The organism is Streptomyces sp. NPDC048506 (assembly GCF_040651315.1).
GTDB lineage: Bacteria > Actinomycetota > Actinomycetes > Streptomycetales > Streptomycetaceae > Streptomyces.
In genome coordinates this window covers 137,055-154,223 of record NZ_JBEZIX010000019.1, presented here as the reverse complement: position 1 = coordinate 154,223, position 17,169 = coordinate 137,055, and the positions used below count along the sequence as shown (strand labels likewise).

The 17,169-nt window shown below is 71.8% G+C and carries 17 protein-coding genes and 1 pseudogene; 5 read left to right on the top strand and 13 right to left on the bottom strand.

The window, feature by feature from the left end; all coding sequences use genetic code 11:
* The 6 genes and pseudogenes from AB0C96_RS17995 to AB0C96_RS17970 form a co-directional block, all read right to left on the bottom strand.
* A pseudogene (locus AB0C96_RS17995) lies at positions 1–452 on the bottom strand (potassium-transporting ATPase subunit B); the annotation flags it as partial.
* Positions 449–2,125: a potassium-transporting ATPase subunit KdpA gene (gene kdpA, locus AB0C96_RS17990; RefSeq protein ID WP_362918480.1), complete on the bottom strand. Its 1,677-nt coding sequence runs from the start codon at positions 2,123–2,125 to the stop codon at positions 449–451. The pseudogene AB0C96_RS17995 and the gene kdpA, both read right to left, overlap by 4 nt.
* An 8-nt stretch (positions 2,126–2,133) precedes the next feature.
* The gene (gene kdpF, locus AB0C96_RS17985) at positions 2,134–2,223 is read right to left on the bottom strand and encodes a K(+)-transporting ATPase subunit F (protein WP_016575741.1); all 90 of its coding nucleotides are present in this window, start codon (positions 2,221–2,223) and stop codon (positions 2,134–2,136) included.
* A gap of 327 nt (positions 2,224–2,550) precedes the next feature.
* Positions 2,551–3,318 carry a DUF3710 domain-containing protein gene (locus AB0C96_RS17980; RefSeq protein WP_362918477.1) on the bottom strand — a complete coding sequence of 256 codons (768 nt, stop codon included), beginning with the start codon at positions 3,316–3,318 and terminating at the stop codon, positions 2,551–2,553.
* A 1-nt stretch (position 3,319) separates the two neighbouring features.
* Complete coding sequence (dut, locus tag AB0C96_RS17975; RefSeq protein WP_362918476.1) at positions 3,320–3,841, bottom strand: dUTP diphosphatase; 522 nt, start codon at positions 3,839–3,841, stop codon at positions 3,320–3,322.
* Positions 3,838–4,431: a PaaI family thioesterase gene (locus AB0C96_RS17970; RefSeq protein WP_362918474.1), complete on the bottom strand. Its 594-nt coding sequence runs from the start codon at positions 4,429–4,431 to the stop codon at positions 3,838–3,840. Before AB0C96_RS17970 ends, dut begins: the two co-directional genes overlap by 4 nt.
* Positions 4,432–4,489: 58 nt before the next feature.
* Between AB0C96_RS17970 and AB0C96_RS17965 the strand changes: the two genes are divergently transcribed.
* Complete coding sequence (locus AB0C96_RS17965; protein WP_362918472.1) at positions 4,490–4,933, top strand: DUF3093 domain-containing protein; 444 nt, start codon at positions 4,490–4,492, stop codon at positions 4,931–4,933.
* Positions 4,934–4,975: 42 nt separating this feature from the next.
* Here AB0C96_RS17965 and AB0C96_RS17960 read toward each other — a convergent pair whose 3' ends face one another.
* The 4 genes from AB0C96_RS17960 to AB0C96_RS17945 all read right to left on the bottom strand — a co-directional run bounded on the left by AB0C96_RS17960 (position 4,976) and on the right by AB0C96_RS17945 (position 8,574).
* Positions 4,976–5,716, bottom strand: coding sequence for a hypothetical protein (locus tag AB0C96_RS17960; protein ID WP_362918470.1), 741 nt, complete (start codon positions 5,714–5,716; stop codon positions 4,976–4,978).
* 99 nt (positions 5,717–5,815) lie between these two features.
* Positions 5,816–6,118 carry a DUF4193 domain-containing protein gene (locus tag AB0C96_RS17955; protein WP_016575747.1) on the bottom strand — a complete coding sequence of 101 codons (303 nt, stop codon included), beginning with the start codon at positions 6,116–6,118 and terminating at the stop codon, positions 5,816–5,818.
* A 539-nt stretch (positions 6,119–6,657) separates the two neighbouring features.
* Positions 6,658–7,914 carry a HAMP domain-containing sensor histidine kinase gene (locus AB0C96_RS17950; protein ID WP_362918468.1) on the bottom strand — a complete coding sequence of 419 codons (1,257 nt, stop codon included), beginning with the start codon at positions 7,912–7,914 and terminating at the stop codon, positions 6,658–6,660.
* Between the two features lie 6 nt (positions 7,915–7,920).
* Complete coding sequence (locus AB0C96_RS17945; protein WP_362918466.1) at positions 7,921–8,574, bottom strand: response regulator transcription factor; 654 nt, start codon at positions 8,572–8,574, stop codon at positions 7,921–7,923.
* Between the two features lie 327 nt (positions 8,575–8,901).
* On the opposite strand from AB0C96_RS17945, the gene AB0C96_RS17940 reads away from it, so the two are divergent.
* Positions 8,902–9,078: a hypothetical protein gene (locus AB0C96_RS17940; protein WP_362918464.1), complete on the top strand. Its 177-nt coding sequence runs from the start codon at positions 8,902–8,904 to the stop codon at positions 9,076–9,078.
* Between the two features lie 81 nt (positions 9,079–9,159).
* Here AB0C96_RS17940 and AB0C96_RS17935 read toward each other — a convergent pair whose 3' ends face one another.
* Both AB0C96_RS17935 and AB0C96_RS17930 read right to left on the bottom strand, forming a co-directional pair.
* Positions 9,160–9,990 (bottom strand): inositol monophosphatase family protein, encoded by an 831-nt coding sequence (locus AB0C96_RS17935; protein ID WP_362918462.1) that lies wholly within the window; start codon positions 9,988–9,990, stop codon positions 9,160–9,162.
* Positions 9,991–10,077: 87 nt separating this feature from the next.
* The gene (locus AB0C96_RS17930) at positions 10,078–11,232 is read right to left on the bottom strand and encodes a ferrochelatase (RefSeq protein WP_362918460.1); all 1,155 of its coding nucleotides are present in this window, start codon (positions 11,230–11,232) and stop codon (positions 10,078–10,080) included.
* 192 nt (positions 11,233–11,424) lie between these two features.
* Between AB0C96_RS17930 and AB0C96_RS17925 the strand changes: the two genes are divergently transcribed.
* Entirely contained in the window at positions 11,425–12,699 is a 1,275-nt protein-coding gene (locus tag AB0C96_RS17925) for an MFS transporter (RefSeq protein WP_362918458.1), read from the top strand.
* Between the two features lie 279 nt (positions 12,700–12,978).
* The gene (locus AB0C96_RS17920; protein WP_362918456.1) at positions 12,979–14,322 is read left to right on the top strand and encodes a D-arabinono-1,4-lactone oxidase; all 1,344 of its coding nucleotides are present in this window, start codon (positions 12,979–12,981) and stop codon (positions 14,320–14,322) included.
* A 93-nt stretch (positions 14,323–14,415) separates the two neighbouring features.
* On the opposite strand, the gene AB0C96_RS17915 is transcribed toward AB0C96_RS17920, so the two are convergent.
* Complete coding sequence (locus AB0C96_RS17915) at positions 14,416–15,531, bottom strand: hypothetical protein (RefSeq protein WP_362918454.1); 1,116 nt, start codon at positions 15,529–15,531, stop codon at positions 14,416–14,418.
* Positions 15,532–16,028: 497 nt separating this feature from the next.
* On the opposite strand from AB0C96_RS17915, the gene sepH reads away from it, so the two are divergent.
* Positions 16,029–17,093, top strand: a complete 1,065-nt coding sequence (gene sepH, locus AB0C96_RS17910) for a septation protein SepH (protein WP_362918452.1) — start codon at positions 16,029–16,031, stop codon at positions 17,091–17,093.
* Positions 17,094–17,169: the final 76 nt, after the last annotated feature.

Sequence of the window (17,169 nt, the reverse complement as noted above, 5' to 3'; positions counted from 1 at the left end):
TCGGTGCCGGGCACCTGCTCCTCGGTGTCGCCGTTGAGCCGGCGCGCCACGGTGTCGGTCTTGGCCTTGCGCAGGGTGTCGGCCTGCGCCTTGCCGCGCCCCTCGGCGACCGCCTCCGCCAGGTTGGCGAAGACGACGGTCAGCCACAGCCAGGCCGCGATCGCCCAACCGAACCAGTCCGAGGGGGACTTGAAGGCGAAGATCGTGGTCAGCACGGAGCCGACCTCGACCACGAACATCACGGGGGACTTGACCATCACCCGCGGGTCGAGCTTGCGTATCGCGTCCGGGAAGGACTTGACCAGTTGCTTGGGGTCGAAGAGACCGCCGCCCACGCGGCCGTCGCCGGGCTTGTGCCCGCTGGGGACGTCCTGGTGCGGAGCGCGGGTCGGAGTTGCTGTCGAGCTGGAGGCCATGGAGCCCGGCTCCTCTGGTTTCACGGGGGCGGTCATGACAGGCCCTCCGCCAGCGGCCCGAGGGCCAGCGCCGGGAAGTACGTCAGACCGGTGATGATCAGGATCGTGCCGACCAGCAGCCCGGCGAAGAGCGGCTTCTCGGTACGGAGGGTGCCCGCGGTCTCCGGGATCGGCTTCTGCTCGGCGAGCGAGCCGGCCAGGGCGAGCACGAACACCATCGGCAGGAAGCGGCCGAGCAGCATGGCCAGACCGATCGTGGTGTTGTACCAGGGCGTGTTGGCGTTCAGGCCGGCGAAGGCCGAACCGTTGTTGTTGCCGCCGGAGGTGAACGCGTACAGCACTTCGGAGAAGCCGTGCGCACCGGCGCCCAGCGCCTTGGTGTTGAGCATCGAGCCCAGCGCGTCCGGCAGGACCATGGAGACGGCGGAGAAGCCGAGCACCAGCGTCGGGGTGATGAGGATGTAGCAGGCGGCGAGCTTGATCTCGCGGGTGCCGATCTTCTTCCCGAGGTACTCGGGCGTACGGCCCACCATCAGACCGGCGATGAACACCGCGATGATCGCCATGACCAGCATGCCGTAGAGGCCGGAGCCCACACCGCCGGGTGCGATCTCACCGAGCATCATGCCGAGCAGCTGGATGCCGCCGCCGAACGCGGTGAAGGAGGAGTGGAAGGAGTCCACCGCACCGGTCGAGGTGAGCGTGGTGGACACCGAGAAGATCGCGGAGGAGCCGACGCCGAAGCGGGTCTCCTTGCCCTCCATGGCGGCGCCCGCGGCCTGAAGGGCCGGCCCGCCGTGCGCGAACTCGGTCCACATCATCAGGGCGGTGAAGCCGAGCCAGATGATGCCCATCGTGGCGAGGATCGCGTAGCCCTGCTTCACGTTCCCCACGAGCTTGCCGAAGGTGCGGGTCAGCGCGAACGGGATGACGAGGATCAGGAAGATCTCGAAGAGGTTGGTGAAGGCGTTGGGGTTCTCGAAGGGGTGGGCGGAGTTGGCGTTGAAGTAACCGCCACCGTTGGTGCCCAGCTCCTTGATGACCTCCTGGGAGGCGATCGCACCACCGTTGGTCTGCTGGTGGCCCCCCATGAACTGGCCGACCTCGTGGATGCCGGAGAAGTTCTGGACGGCCCCGCAGGCGACCAGGACGAGGGCGCCGATGACGGCGAGCGGGACGAGCACCCGGATCGTGCCGCGGACCAGGTCGGCCCAGAAGTTGCCGAGCTCACCGGTGCGCGACCGGGCGAATCCCCGGACCAGGGCGACGGCGACGGCCATGCCGGTGGCGGCGGAGACGAAGTTCTGCACCGCGAGGCCGGCGGTCTGGACGACGTGGCCCATGGCCTGCTCGCCGCTGTAGGACTGCCAGTTGGTGTTGGAGACGAAGGACGCCGCGGTGTTGAACGCCTGGTCCGGGCTGATCGACGCGAAGCCGAGGGACAGCGGCAGGCCGCCCTGGACGCGCTGAAGCAGGTACAGGAAGAGCACACCCACCGCGGAGAACGCCAGGACACCGCGCAGATACGCGGGCCAGCGCATCTCGGCGTCCGCATTGGCGCCGATGCAGCGGTAGATAACCTTCTCGATGCGGAGGTGCTTGGGCGAACTGTAGACGGCGGCCATATAGTCGCCGAGGGGGCGGTACGCCAGGGCCAGCGCCGCGATGAGCGCTATCAGCTGGAGCACGCCTGCGAGGACGGGGCTCATGGTCGTGCTCAGAACCTCTCCGGGAAGACGAGGGCAAGGACCAGGTATCCCAGCAGGGCGACGGCAACGATCAGGCCGACGATGTTCTCGATGGTCACAGCTTCGTCACCCCCTTGGCGACGAGGGCCACCAGCGCGAAGACCGCGATCGTGGCGACGACGAAGGCCACGTCGGCCATCGTGTGCTCCTAGAGGGACGGGGAAATGAGGACCACCAAAGCAAAGCGTCCTTCCGCCACGGCTTGAACCGTGTTGACGCCTCCCTTACGGCCATTAGCGCCCCATTGACGGAACCCATACGCGTCTCTCTGTGACCTGCACAAACGCCGAGGGCCCGCACCCCCTTGACAGGGGTACGGGCCCTCGTGAGCGCTACGATCCGGCCGACCTGGGCGCCTCTTCGCGCCGGCCCACTTGCGGTGGGGGTCAGTGGATCTCGGTGATCTCCGGTCCGCGCTCCAGGCGCTCCACGCCGCCGCCGAAGCGGGACTGCTCGGCCGGCTGCTGCTGCACGCCGTCCGGCACCATCTGGGCGTCGTCCGGCAGCTTCAGGACGATCGGGTCGCGCGGCGCCATCGGTCCTTCGCCGCGGACGATGACCGTGTCCCGGAAGATGTGCTCCAGCACGCCGGCCGCCTGCGGCTGCACCGCGCCCTGCCCGGAGATGACTCCGCGCAGGAACCACCGCGGCCCGTCGACGCCGACGAAGCGCACGACCTGCACACCGTTGGTGCCGTCCGGCAGCTGTACCGGCACCTGGGCGCGCAGCTCCCAGCCCAGCGGTCCCTCGACCACGTCCACGACACCGCCCTGCTGGGTGATGCCGCCCGCGATCTCCTCACGGACCTCCGCCCAGATCCCCTCGTTCCGGGGGGCGGCGAAGCCCTGTAGCTGTACGGCGCTGTCCTGGAGCACCACCGTCGCCGCGACGATCGCGTCGCCGGCGACCTCCACCCTCAGCTCCATGCCCTCGACACCGGGCACGAACAGACCGCCGAGGTCCACGCGTCCCTCGCCCGGGTTCGACACCTCGGAGACGTCCCAGGGGCCGTCGGGGCGGGGCGCGGGCGGAAGACTGAGCCGCTGCTGCGCCGCCTCGTCCTCGTCGGCGTCACCCACCGCTTGCGCGTCGGCGAGCGTGGTGTCCTTGGCCGACTCTTCAGGAGCCTCGTTCTTCTTGCGACGTCCGAACACGTCACTGTCCTTCCCGGTCGGCACCGACCGCTGCGTATTCATTCCCGCCCGTGGAGCCGTCCACCGCCGCATGACCGCCGGTGGAACCGAATCCCCCCTCGGCCCGCGCCGAGCCGGGAAGTTCCGCCACCTCGTGGAAGCGCACCTTCTCGACCTGCTGGACGACCAGTTGGGCGATCCGGTCGAACCTTTCGAACCGCACGCTCTCGCGCGGGTCCAGATTGACCACGATCACCTTGATCTCTCCACGGTACCCGGCATCCACCGTCCCGGGGGCATTCACCAGCGCCAGTCCGCACCGCGCTGCCAGGCCGGACCGCGGGTGCACAAATGCCGCATACCCATCAGGCAGCGCGATCGACACACCGGTGGGCAGCACCGTGCGCTCCCCCGGCGCCAGCTCGGCGGCCTCGGTGGTCACCAGATCCACCCCCGCGTCGCCCGGGTGCCCGTACGACGGAACGGGCACCTCCGGGTCCAGCCGCCGCAACAGCACATCCACCGGATTCCGTACCTGACTCACGGGTTCACCTCGAAGGCACGCGCGCGCTTGACCTGGTCCGGGTCGGCCATCGCCGCCTGGATCTCCTCGGTCCTTCCGTTGTCGATGAAGTGGTCGACCTTCACCTCGATGAAGACGGCCTCGGCACGCACCGCGACCGGGCCGTCCGGGGCGCCTATCCGGCCCACGGCGGTCGAGTAGATCTTGCGGCCGTGCACCGCGGTGACCCGCGCGTCCAGGTGCAGCACCGTGCCCAGCGGCACCGGCCGTACGAAGTCGGTCTCCAGCCGGCCGGTCACCGCGATCACCCGCAGCAGCCAGTTCAGCGAGCCGAGCGTCTCGTCCAGCGCGGTGGCCAGCACTCCGCCGTGCGCCAGGCCGGGCGCACCCTGGTGGGCCTCCTTGACGGTGAACTCGGCCTGTACGCTCACGCCGTCACCGGCCCGCGCCTCCAGGTGCAGGCCGTGCGGCTGCCCCGTGCCGCAGCCGAAACAGCGGTCGTAGTGCGCGCCGAGGAGTTCTCCGGGCGCCGGCGCCTCGGCGTGCCGGACCGGAGCGACGGCGTCCGCCGGTGGCGTCAGCCGCGCCCTGGGTTCGTCAGTTCCACTCACGAGTGCAGACCCTACCCGCGCGGGCAGGGGCCCCGCGCCGCCGTGCCAAGCTGGAGCCATGCAGTCGTACGAGGAACGTCTCACCGCCCCCCGCTCCTGGTGGGTGATCGCCGCGCTGATCGGCGTCGCCTGCGCCCTGATGCTGCTCCCCGTGGGGACGCTCCCGATGCTCGGCGGGCTGATCGGCGGCGCGGCGCTGTCCGCGGTGGCGGTGAGCTCGTACGGCTCGGTGCGGATCCGGGTGGTGGGCGGTGCGCTGATCGCCGGCGACGCGAAGATCCCGGCGACGGCGCTGGGCGAGGCACGGGCGCTGGACGCCGACGAGGCGATGGCGTGGCGCACGTACAAGGCCGACGCCCGCGCGTTCATGCTGCTGCGCAGCTACGTCCGCACCGCGGTACGGGTGGAGATCACGGATCCGGACGATCCGACGCCCTACGCCTACCTCTCGACGCGGCAGCCCGAGCGGCTGGTGGCGGCACTGGCCGCGGCACGCGGCTGACCGAGGGCCCGCGGCCGACCGGCGGCCCCGCGGGGCCGGTATTCAGTCGGTGGGCCCGGGGAGGGCGTCCCAGGGGACCTGCTTCGCCCGCAGGTCCCGGCGGATTTTTTCCGCAAGTTTTCTGGTGTCCCGGCGGTTCATGAACGCGCCGACCGCGGCGCCGATCAGGAACGGGGCGAGGTTGGGCAGATTGCGCAGTGTGCGCTTCATGATCTGCTGGCGCAGTTCGCGCTTCATCTCCCCGCCGAGCGCGACGTTCAACGAGGCCGGCTTGGCGATGTCGATGCCCCGCTCCTGCGTCCAGGACGCCACGTAGGCCATCGCACGCTGCCACCGGTTGCCCACGGGGCGCAGCCCGTAGACCTCGTGCAGTTCGGCGATGAGTTTGATCTCCACCGAGGCCACGCCGGTGACCTCGGCGGTCAGCTCGGCCGGCATGGCGGGCGGTACGGGCAGCATCGCCGCCGCGCCCACGCCCGCTCCGACGGCGGCGGTCCCCGCGCAGGCCCCCGCGACCAGCTTGTCGGCCAGGTCCTCGGGGGTCAGTCCGGGGAACTGGGCGCGCAACGTGGCGAGGTCGCGGACCGGGATCCGCGGGGCGGTCACGATGATCCGGTCGGCGATCGCGCTGAGCGCCGCCCGCACCCGGTGACCTCTTCCGGTTCCGGCCCGTGGCACCCGTCCGGCTCCGGCGAGCGCGGCCGGAAGCGAGGCCCGACGGCCCCGCGCCTGCCGGGCACCGGTCGCCCATTCCGCGGGAAGGGCGGTCGGGTCGGCGGGCACGGGCGCGGTTTCCTCGCGTGATCGTGCGCCGGCCGCCGGGCCTCGGACGCCCTTGGGGCCCTTACGGAACGGGTTCACGCCTGCCACGGCGTAGACCGGTCAGGCCGCGCAGTCGCGGCAGATCGGGTTGCCGTTCTTGTCCTCCGCGGCGAGCTGGCTGCGGTGGTGGACCAGGAAGCAGCTCATGCACGTGAACTCGTCCTGCTGCTTGGGCAGCACGCGCACTGCGAGCTCTTCGTTGGACAGGTCGGCACCGGGCAGCTCCAAGCCCTCGGCCTGCTCGAACTCGTCGACGTCGACGGCCGAGGCGGACTTGTCGTTCCGCCGCGACTTCAGCTCTTCAATGCTGTCCTCGTTGAGGTCGTCGTCGGTCTTGCGTGGGGTGTCGTAATCCGTAGCCATTTTCGCTCTCCCCCTCTGGGTGTCTGCGGTGTCTCAGCGCTCGTAACGCGTGAGAGGCCGGACTTGTGCCCGACCTGAGGCGGAGATTTTGCCTCACATCAAGGTCTGTTACTCAATCGACACCCAACCGCACCCCTGAAGAGGTGATCGGTTTGGATGGCGATCAGGACCGTACACGGTCCGAATGTCGCACCTCGCGCAGCCCATCACCTGTACTTCCCGTGATCCGGCCCTCCGAAAACCCGGACTTCCCCGGCATTCCACCAAGCAATTCGATCACGGAGCGTAGATGGCTGGAATTTCGCGTCTGTGAGCGATCACACACGCGAACACCGGCGGTCGGACCGGTGCAATTCAGCGCAAAGCGAACTCGGCGAAGGATCCCCGCCCACCCCCCGTTTCGTCAAGCCGGGAGGTGGGACGGTGTACGGCCGCGTGACGGGCGATCGTACGCACAGATGTCCGACGACTGCCGACGGGGGTGCCCACCGCCTCCAGCGGCCGTACAACCGCCCTGTCGCCCCTGCTGGCGCCGCAGGTCAGAACGGCAGGACGACCCGCATCACCAGGCCGCCACCCTCACGGGGCTCGGCCGTGATCGTGCCGTCGTGCGCACGCACCACCGAGCGCACGATGGACAGCCCCAGGCCGACGCCCTTGTCGCTGCCGGTCCGCTCCGTCCGCAGCCGCCGGAACGGCTCGAAGAGGTTCTCCACCTCGTAGGCGGGGACCACCGGTCCGGTGTTGGCGACCACCAGGACCGCACAGCCGGGCTGCGGCTCCGTGGTGACCTCCACCCAGCCGTCTTCGGGCACGTTGTAGCGCACCGCGTTCTGGACGAGGTTCAGCGCGATGCGCTCCAGCAGGACGCCGTTGCCCTGTACGAAGACCTGCTGGCGCACCCCGCGCAGCTCCACGCCCTTGGCATGGGCCTCCTCCCGGGACTGGTCGACGGCCTGGGCCGCGACCTCGGACAGATCGACCGGCCGCTTGTCCACGACCTTGTTCTCGCTGCGGGCGAGCAGCAGCAGGCCCTCCACCAGCTGCTCGCTCCGCTCGTTCGTGGCCAGCAGCGTCTTGCCGAGCTGCTGGAGCTCAGGGGTCGCCTCCGGGTCGGCGAGCTGGACCTCCAGCAGGGTGCGGTTGATCGCCAGCGGCGTGCGCAGCTCGTGCGACGCGTTGGCGACGAACCGCCGCTGCGACTCGAAGGCCCGGTCGAGGCGGTCCAGCATCTCGTCGAAGGTGTCCGCCAGCTCCTTGAGCTCGTCGTCCGGCCCACCCAGCTCGATCCGGCGGTGCAGGTCGGAGCCGGCCACCCGCTGCGCGGTGCGGGTGATCCGCCCCAGCGGCGCCAGCACCCGGCCCGCCATGGCGTAGCCGAAGGCGAAGGCCACGATGGTCAGGCCGAGCAGCGCCAGCAGGGAGCGGTTCAGCAGGCTGTTGAGGGCGTCTGCGCGCTGCTGCTGGAGACAGTGGTTGACGGCCTCCTGGAGGAGCTCACCGGACGTCTGCGCGGGCAGGTCACAGGTCGTGGACTCCACCTTGCCGACGATGATCCTCAGCGGCAGCGCACTGCCGTCGTGCAGCGCGTCCGCGGCGAGCATGTAGATGATCGTCAGCAGCACGATGCCGGCCATCAGGAACATGCCGCCGTACAGCAGCGTCAGCCGTATCCGGATCGTGGGGCGCAGCCACGGGAACGGTCGGACGTTGACCGGACGGGGGTCCCAGGTCGGCTTGGGCGGCATGGGCGGCGGTGGGGTGGCCGCCTTCGAGAACGAGGGCAGGGAAGGCATCGCCGGTCAGATCCGGTATCCCGAGCCGGGGACGGTGACGATCACCGCGGGCTCGCCGAGCTTACGGCGCAGCGTCATGACCGTGACCCGTACGACGTTGGTGAACGGGTCGGTGTTCTCGTCCCAGGCCTTCTCCAGGAGCTGCTCGGCCGAGACGACCGTGCCCTCGCTGCGCATCAGGACCTCCAGGACCGCGAACTCCTTGGGGGCGAGCTGGACCTCCTTGCCGTCGCGGAAGACCTCGCGGCGGTTCGGGTCGAGCTTGATGCCGGCCCGCTCCAGGACCGGCGGCAGCGCCACCGTCGTGCGCCGCCCCAGGGCGCGCACCCGGGCCGTGAGCTCGGTGAACGCGAACGGCTTGGGGAGGTAGTCGTCGGCGCCGATCTCCAGGCCCTCCACGCGGTCGCTGACGTCGCCGGAGGCGGTGAGCATCAGGACGCGGGTGGGCAGCCCCAGCTCGACGATCTTGCGGCAGACGTCGTCACCGTGGACGACCGGGAGGTCACGGTCCAGCACGACGACGTCGTAGTCGTTGACCGCGATCCGTTCCAGAGCGGCAGCGCCGTCGTAGACCACGTCGACGGCCATGGCCTCCCGGCGCAGTCCGGTGGCCACCGCATCGGCGAGCAGCTGCTCGTCCTCGACGACGAGAACACGCACGTCGCTAGTCCTTCCTCAGAGCCCTCGCGGGCAGGCGAAACACTGTCTTGAAAGCCCTTCCATCCTGCCCCGAAGAGCCATAAACCGGCGGTAAGAGGGGTGCGGAGGGGGAATGGGGGCCGTCGCGGAGCCCGACGGGCAGGATTCCTGGGCGGGTTGAGGTTTCCCTGAGGGTCGGCGTGGGGAGGACGACTGCACACCCGCGATCACGCCCTGTTTATGTGGCGACCCCAAGTGCCACCAACTGATCCATCGCAGGGACCACGCCGTGATCGACCCACCCGTCGGCACACCCCCGTGCCACCGACCCACGACGAGGGGGCGCACATGGACGCGTTCACCGCAGGCATTCTGCAGCGCATAGAGAAGACCGAAGCCGATCTGGACCGGGCCCGCGCTGCGGGCGATGACTTCCTCGCCGAGGTCGAGCAGGCCGAGCTGGAGGACCTGCAACGACTGGCGACCGAGCACGGCGTACGCGTCGGGGCGGTCAGCAACGCCTGACCGCCCGCCCGCGTACAACGACAGCGCCCCGGCATCCAGGGGAGGGTGCCGGGGCGCTGCCGTGCCCGCGGGCGGCGCGGGTCAGTCGTGCCAGGCGCCGAGCTCGTCCAGGAGCGGCTGGAGCTGTGCGAAGAGGGGCGGGGAGGCGGCGAGGGTCAGCTCGTGGGAGGCGTCCCGGCCGGGGCGGCCGCCGGTGAGCGCGCCGGCCTCGCGGGCGATCAGGGCGCCCGCCGCCAGGTCCCACGGGTTCAGACCCCGCTCGTAGTAGGCGTCGAGCCGGCCGCAGGCCACGTCGCACAGGTCGATCGCGGCCGAACCGCCCCGCCGGATGTCGCGGACCTGCGGCAGCAGGGTGCGCACCACCTCCGCCTGGGCGGCCCGGCGGTCGGCCAGATAGCCGAAACCGGTGCCGAGCAGCGCCTGGGACAGCGGCGGCGCGGGCCGGTGCCGGACGGGCTCGCCGTTGTTGAACGCGCCGCGGCCCAGGACGGCCTGGTAGGTCTCGCCGCGCATCGGGGCGGCGACCACCCCGACGACCGTCTCGCCGTCCTTCTCCGCCGCGATGGACACGGCCCAGGCCGGCAGCCCGTAGAGGTAGTTGACGGTGCCGTCGACGGGGTCGATGACCCAGCGGATGCCGCTGGTGCCTTCGGTGCTGGCGCCCTCCTCCCCCAGGAAGCCGTCGTCGGGGCGGCGCTCCCCGATGAAGCCGGTGATCAGCTTCTCGGAGGCGATGTCCATCTCGGTGACGACGTCGATGGGGCTGGACTTCGTGGCGGCCACGCCGAGGTCGGCGGGGCGGCCGTCGCGCAACAGGTCCCCGGCGCGGCGGGCGGCCTCCAGGGCGATGTCGAGGAGTTCGTCGTACAGCGCGTCGGTCTGTACCTGGTCGGGGTGCAGCGGTTCGGGCACGGTGCTCCTTGCTCGGACGAGCGGTGGTCGGGCGGTCGCACCGACCGGTGGTGCGGGCGCACGGTCCGGTGGTGCGGGTGTATGGGCTTAGGCGGGTGCCGGGGCGACCGGGCCCTGCCAGTCGGCGCCGGCGGCGGCCGGGCGGGGTGCCCGGGCCGGGCAGCAGCCGACCGGGCACAGGTCGTGGCCGGCGCCGAGGGCGCCCAGGGCGCAGCGCTCCGGGGCGTTGCCCCGCTCGGCGGCCGCGCGCTCCAGGAGGAGGTCGCGGACGGCCGCGGCGAAGCGGGGGTCGGCGCCCACGGTGGCCGACCGGGCGACCGGCAGGCCCAGCTCGGCGGCCTTGGCGGTGGCCTCGGTGTCGAGGTCGTACCTGACCTCCATGTGGTCCGAGACGAAGCCGATGGGGGCCATCACCACGGCGGGGACGCCCGCGGCGTGCCGCTCCTCCAGGTGGTCGCAGATGTCCGGCTCCAGCCAGGGGATGTGCGGGGCACCGCTGCGCGACTGGTAGACGAGCCGCCAGGGGTGGTCCACCCCGGTCTCCTCCCGGACGGCGTCCGCGATCACCCGGGCCACGTCCAGGTGCTGGGCGACGTAGGCGCCGCCCTCGCCGCCCTCGGTGTGGTCCTCGGGGGTGCCGGAGGTGTCGGCGGCGGCGGTCGGGATGGAGTGGGTGGTGAAGGCGAGGTGGGCGCCGTCCCGCACCGATGCGGGCAGTCCGGCGAGGGACGCCAGGACGCCGTCGATCATCGGGCGCAGGAAGCCGGGGTGGTTGAAGTAGTGCCGCAGCTTGTCGACCTGCGGCAGCGGGAGCCCCTCGGCCTTCAGGACGGCGAGCGCGTCGGCGAGGTTCTCGCGGTACTGGCGGCAGCCGGAGTACGAGGCGTAGGCGCTGGTCGCCAGGACGGCGATCCGGCGGTGGCCGTCGTCGACCATCGTGCGCAGGGTGTCGGTCAGGTAGGGCGCCCAGTTGCGGTTGCCCCAGTAGACGGGCAGGTCCAGGCCGTGCTCGGCGAAGTCCTTGCGCAGCGCGTCGAGCAGCTCGCGGTTCTGGGCGTTGATCGGGCTCACGCCGCCGAACAGGAAGTAGTGCTGCCCCACCTCCTTGAGGCGCTCACGGGGAATGCCGCGGCCGCGGGTGACGTTCTCCAGGAACGGAACGACGTCGTCCGGGCCTTCGGGGCCGCCGAAGGACAGCAGCAGCAGGGCGTCGTAAGGGCGGGGGTCGCACTGTTCGGGCATGGCACCGATCCTGCCACCCTTCGCCCGGCGGCGGCGGGCAGGTCCCGGTGCGGGATCGGGGCCGACGGGCCGCGCCGCGTCGGTCGGGGACCGCGGAAATCCGGAGGCGCCGGCGCCCGTCCCACCCGTAAGCTGTATCGGCCACATACATTGCTTACCGACCTTCGGTCCCGATCCGGCGGAGCGCCCCCGTTGCCCAGTCCCTACCGCGCCATCTTCGGCCGCCCCGGCACCGCTTCCTTCTCGGCCGCCGGGCTGCTGGGGCGGATGCCGCTGTCGATGCTGGGCATCGGCGTCGTCACGATGGTCTCCCAGCTGACCGGCCGCTACGGCCTGGCGGGCGCGCTGTCGGCGACCCTCGCGCTGTCCGCCGCGGTGATCGGTCCGCAGATATCCCGGCTGGTGGACCGGCACGGCCAACGGCGGGTGATGCGGCCCGCCACGCTGGTGTCGCTCACCGCGGTCGCCGGTCTGCTGCTGAGCGCGCAGCAGCGCTGGGCGGACTGGACCCTGTTCGTCTTCGCGGCCTGCGTGGGGTGCGTCCCCAGCGTCGGCTCGATGATCCGGGCGCGCTGGGCGGAGCTCTACGAGGGGTCCCCGCGCGAACTGCACACCGCGTACTCATGGGAGTCGATCGTCGACGAGGTGTGCTTCATCGTCGGGCCGATCCTCTCCATCGGCCTGTCCACCGCCTGGTTCCCGGAGGCCGGGCCGCTGCTGGCCGGCGGCTTCCTGGCGGCCGGCGTCTTCTGGCTGACCGCGCAGCGCGGGACCGAGCCGGTGCCGCACCCCCGTGAGCAGCACGCCAAGGGCTCGGCGATGCGCTCGCGGGGCCTACAGGTGCTGGTGGTGACGTTCGTGGCGACCGGCGCGATCTTCGGGGCGATCGACGTGGTGACGGTGGCGTTCGCCGAGGAGGAGGGGCACAAGGCCGCGGCCAGCCTGGTGCTGGCGGTCTATGCGCTGGGCTCCTGCGTGGCCGGCGCCGTCTTCGGACTGATGCACCTCAAGGGGCACGCCTCGCGCCGCTGGCTGGTGGGGGTGTGTGCGATGGCGGTGAGCATGGTGCCGCTGCAACTGGTGGACTCGCTGCCGCTGCTGGGCGCCGCGCTGTTCGTGGCGGGGCTGTCCATCGCCCCGACGATGGTGACGACGATGGCGCTGGTCGAGGAGCATGTGCCGCGGACGCAGCTGACCGAGGGCATGACGTGGACGAGCACCGGCCTGGCGGTGGGCGTCGCGCTGGGCTCGTCGGCGGCCGGCTGGGTGGTGGACGCCGCCGGCGCCGCCCGCGGCTACCTCGTCCCCGTGGCGGCGGGCGTGCTCGCCGCGCTGGTGGCCTTCGCGGGCTACCGCAGGCTCCGTCCGCGGCCGGCGACCGCGGTGAGCGTGCCGGCGGCGGCCGGGGGCGTGCCCCCGCTCGGCGGCCCGGTGGCGGAGCGGCCGAGCGAGCGGAGCGGCGTCTAGGCATCCGGTCGCCTTCCAGGGCCTGTCCGCCCCTGACCTATCGGCCATGCCCCGGTCGTCCGGGCTCGGACTCCGCCCCGGCGCATTGGCCGGCGAAGGCGGATTCGGCACCGTGGGGTTACCGGCGGTACGAGATGTCCGGGAGCCGGGCGATTACGGCCGATCCCTCGATCATGTGATTCCCGTCACCCCCTGTGGACGGCGCGTCGGTGACTGACATCATGCGCTCACACCAACGGCGGCCGAACCCGGCCGGCCCGCGAGGGAGGGGACGTCACCATGGCAGTCAGCAACGCCGTCGACGGCTCGGGAGGGCGCGGCTCCACGGCCGGACCGTGGCGCAACTGGGCGGGGAACGTCACCGCCCGCCCCGCCCGGAGCGTGGCCCCGGCGAGCACCGAGGAGCTGGCGGCCGCGGTCCGCACCGCCGCCGCGGACGGGCTGACCGTCAAGGCTGTCGGCACCGGCCACTCCTTCACCCCGGCCGCCGCCACCGACGGGCTGCTGATCCGCCCCGAGCGGCTGACCGGCGTCCGCAGGGTCGACCGCGAGGCCGGCGCGGTCACGGTCGCCGCCGGTACGCCGCTCAAACACCTCAACGAGACGCTGGCCGCGCACGGGCTGTCGCTGACCAACATGGGCGACATCATGGAGCAGACGGTCTCCGGGGCGACCAGCACCGGCACCCACGGCACCGGCCGCGACTCGGCCTCGATCGCCGCCCAGATCACCGCCCTCGAACTGGTCACCGCCGACGGCTCGGTGCTGACCTGCTCGGCCGAGGAGAACCCGGACGTGTTCGCGGTGGCCCGGCTGGGCCTGGGCGCCCTGGGCGTGATCAGCGAGCTCACCTTCGCGGTGGAGCCGGAGTTCCTGCTGACCGCCCGCGAGGAGCCGATGCCGTTCACCGAGGTGACGGAGCGGTTCGACGAACTGGTCGCCGAGAACGAGCACTTCGAGTTCTACTGGTTCCCGCACACCGGCAACTGCAACACCAAGCGCAACAACCGCAGCCAGGGCCCCGCGGCGCCACCCGGCAGGCTGAGCGGCTGGATCGAGGACGAGCTGCTGTCCAACGGGGTGTTCCAGCTGGCCTGTGCCGTCGGGCGGGCGGTGCCGGCCGCCATACCGGGCATCGCCAAGGTCTCCAGCCGCGCGCTGTCGGCCCGTGCGTACACCGACATCCCCTACAAGGTGTTCACCTCGCCGCGCAGGGTGCGGTTCGTGGAGATGGAGTACGCGTTGCCGCGCGCGGCCGCGGCCACCGCGCTGGGCGAGCTCAAAGCACTGGTGGAGCGCTCGGACTTCAAGGTGAGCTTCCCGGTGGAGGTGCGCACCGCGCCGGCCGACGACATCCCGCTGTCCACCGCGTCGGGCCGGGACACCGTCTACGTCGCCGTGCACATGTACCGGGGGACGCCGCACCAGGCGTACTTCGCCGCCGCCGAAAGGATCATGACGGCGCACGACGGGCGTCCGCACTGGGGGAAGCTGCACAACCGCAACGCCGCCCAACTCGCCGACGTCTACCCGCGGTTCGGCGAGTTCACCGCGGTGCGTGACCGGCTGGACCCGGAACGCCGGTTCGCCAACGCCTATCTACAGCGGGTCCTGGGCGACTGACCGACGGCGACGGCCGGGGCCCGGCGCCCACCGGGGCAGCCGGTCCGCGGCCGTCGCGGACCCACCGGCCGGAGCCGGTCGGCCCGCCGCCGATCAGGAAGCGCCCGGCTCGGGCACCTGCGCCTCGGACTCCGGCTGCTTCTGCTGGCCCCCCTGGTCCTTGCCACCGGTCGAACCGTCGCCGGTCCCCCCGTCACCGGTGCCGCCGTCACCGCCGGCGGAACCGCTCGGCGACGGGTTCGGGGACGGCGAGGTGCTCGGGTCCGGGGAGGAGCCGCCGCCGTCGGACGGCGTGGGCGTGGGCGTGCCGTGGCCCTTGTCCGCACCGGTCCCGGTCCCGCTGTCGCCGGACTTCCCGGGGTCCGGACCACCGTCACCGCTGCCCTGCCGGCTGCCGTCGCCCGGCGTGCGGCCGGGTGCGGGCGTCTGCGGGGTCTCGCGCTGCTGCCGGCCCGCTCCGCCGACGTGGGTGATGTTGCCCAGCGTCGTGCCCTGCTCACCACTCGGCGTCTGCCCGGTCAGCAGTTCGGTGGCGGTGACCCCGCCCATGGCGAGCACGAAGACCGCGAACGCACCGAGCGCCGGCCGCTTCCAGCCGCGCAGCCGGGTGCCGTACGTCGTGCTGCCGAGCTCTTCGGGCCGCCCCACCGGGGGCGCCACCGCGGTGGCCTCCGCCGTGGCGGGCGCCGCCTGGCCCAGCGCCACGGTCGGCTGGTCGAGCCGGGGTACCAGCTGGGTCCGCTCCGCGGGGTGGGCGCTCGCCGGATCGCGTCGGCGGGCCTGCTCGGCCCGCGGGACCACCTGCGTACGGGCCGTCGCGGGCCCGGGGGTCCTGGCGGCGACGGAGGTGACCTTGTCCTCCGTGCCCTGCTTGTCGAAGGTCGGCAACACCCTCGTGGGCGCCGCCCGGTCGCCGTCTTCGGTTGTGGATCGGATGCGGGAGGAGGAACGGCGCGGCCTCGGGCGGGTGACGACCGAGACCTCCTTGATCTGTTCGCCGGTGCGCCGGAACAGGTGCTGGAATATCGAACCGCCGGTCGTGGCCACGACACTGACCAGACCTGCGCCGATGATGGTTCCGTAAACACCGAGCTGCCCCGCGAGGTACGCGGCGACGGCCGCAGCGAGGGCGCTGCCTGCCACCTGAGCGACGCTCAGGTCAATCCGCTTCTCCTTCTTCTTCGTGGCGGTTTCGGTTTCTTCGTCCATCTCCAACCTTTGGTAGCCCCTTCGCTCCATACTGCATGGAGAAGTGACCATTTGGCGGAGCCAAAAGTTCCGATTCTGGGGAATCTGTGAAACTCGCCACCAGCGTCCCTGGTAGAGACGTCGACAAGGCGACCGAACTCCGCCGACCGCCCAGAAGTTCGGCGGCGCGGCGGTCCACCTCAGTGGCCCGAATGGAGTACTGTGGCGAACCCTGGCCCCGGTTCCCGTCCGGCTGCCCGGAACCCGCGGGAGGGGGCCCTGAAGGCGGCACTCACCCGGGGCGCCGCCGCTCGGCACGGGTGATCGGCGACAGGGCAAGCGGCATGGTCACTGAGCGTTGCAAACTGGTAACCGTGTCATAACGGCGTTTGAGGGCCAAGCCTCGACACGCCGGGCAACTCGGCAATGTTGTGGCAGGCTGCACCCGGGCAGGCCACACTCGACTAGCGGAAGCAGCGACGCACGTGACGTCGGCAGGCACCACCCGGGAGGTCCCCATGCCCGAACTGCGTGTCGTGGCCGTCTCCAACGACGGCACACGGCTGGTGCTCAAAGCTGCGGACAGCACCGAGTACACGCTTCCGATCGACGAACGGCTGCGCGCCGCGGTCCGCAACGACCGGGCGCGGCTCGGCCAGATCGAGATCGAGGTCGAGAGTCATCTGCGCCCACGGGACATCCAGGCCCGGATAAGGGCCGGTGCCTCCGCTGAGGAGGTCGCCCAACTCGCCGGCATCCCCGTGGACCGGGTGCGCCGCTTCGAGGGCCCGGTGCTCGCCGAGCGCGCGTTCATGGCCGAGCGGGCCCGTAAGACACCGGTACGCCGCCCCGGCGAGAACACCGGACCGCAGCTCGGCGAGGCGGTCGCGGAGCGGCTGCTGCTGCGCGGCGCCGACAAGGAGAGCGTCCAGTGGGACTCCTGGCGCCGGGACGACGGCACCTGGGAAGTACTGCTGGTCTACCGCGTCGCGACCGAGCCGCACTCGGCGAGCTGGACGTACGACCCGCCGCGCCGGCTCGTCCAGGCCGTGGACGACGAGGCCCGGGCGCTGATCGGCGAGAGCGACGACACGCCCGAGCCGAGCTTCCCGTTCGTGCCGCGGATCGCCCGGCTGCCGCGCGACCGGCCGCTGGACCGCACGCTGGACCGGCAGACGCCCGAGCGCGGGGACCGCGCGGCGCAGGCCGGCGGCGAGGAGGGCGACGCGCGGGGCGCCGAGGAGGCCGTCGGTGAGCGGGAGCGCGAGCGGGACTCGCTGACCAGCCTGCTGGAGGCGGTGCCGAGCTTCCGCGGCGACATGGTCGTGCCGGAGAGCGCCAAGGCGCCGCAGAGCGGCGAGGAGTCGGAGGCCGAGGTAGAGGAGCCGCCGGCGGCCAGCGCGGGCGCGGGCTCCGCCTACGCCGACGTGCTGATGCCGCGCGCCGTGGCCGGGCACCGCGAACGGCTGACCGGGACGACGGACCGGCAGGCCGAGGCGGACGGCGTACGGCCGGGGCGCCGGGCCGCCGTGCCCAGCTGGGACGAGATCGTCTTCGGGACCCGGCGGAAGAAACCGGAGTAGCGGGCCCGCCCGCCCCACGAGAGTCTCCCGTCCGCCCGCCTCCTGACCACCAGGAGGCGGGCGGACGGCCGCGTGG

Coding starts and splice junctions, on each gene's coding strand:
- kdpA (WP_362918480.1), bottom strand. CDS start 2,125: ATGAGCCCCGTCCTCGCAGGCGTGCTCCAGCTGATAGCGCTCATCGCG.
- AB0C96_RS17965 (WP_362918472.1), top strand. CDS start 4,490: ATGCAGTCGTACGAGGAACGTCTCACCGCCCCCCGCTCCTGGTGGGTG.
- AB0C96_RS17955 (WP_016575747.1), bottom strand. CDS start 6,118: ATGGCTACGGATTACGACACCCCACGCAAGACCGACGACGACCTCAAC.
- AB0C96_RS17950 (WP_362918468.1), bottom strand. CDS start 7,914: ATGCCTTCCCTGCCCTCGTTCTCGAAGGCGGCCACCCCACCGCCGCCC.
- AB0C96_RS17940 (WP_362918464.1), top strand. CDS start 8,902: ATGGACGCGTTCACCGCAGGCATTCTGCAGCGCATAGAGAAGACCGAA.
- AB0C96_RS17930 (WP_362918460.1), bottom strand. CDS start 11,232: ATGCCCGAACAGTGCGACCCCCGCCCTTACGACGCCCTGCTGCTGCTG.
- AB0C96_RS17920 (WP_362918456.1), top strand. CDS start 12,979: ATGGCAGTCAGCAACGCCGTCGACGGCTCGGGAGGGCGCGGCTCCACG.
- AB0C96_RS17915 (WP_362918454.1), bottom strand. CDS start 15,531: ATGGACGAAGAAACCGAAACCGCCACGAAGAAGAAGGAGAAGCGGATT.
- sepH (WP_362918452.1), top strand. CDS start 16,029: ATGCCCGAACTGCGTGTCGTGGCCGTCTCCAACGACGGCACACGGCTG.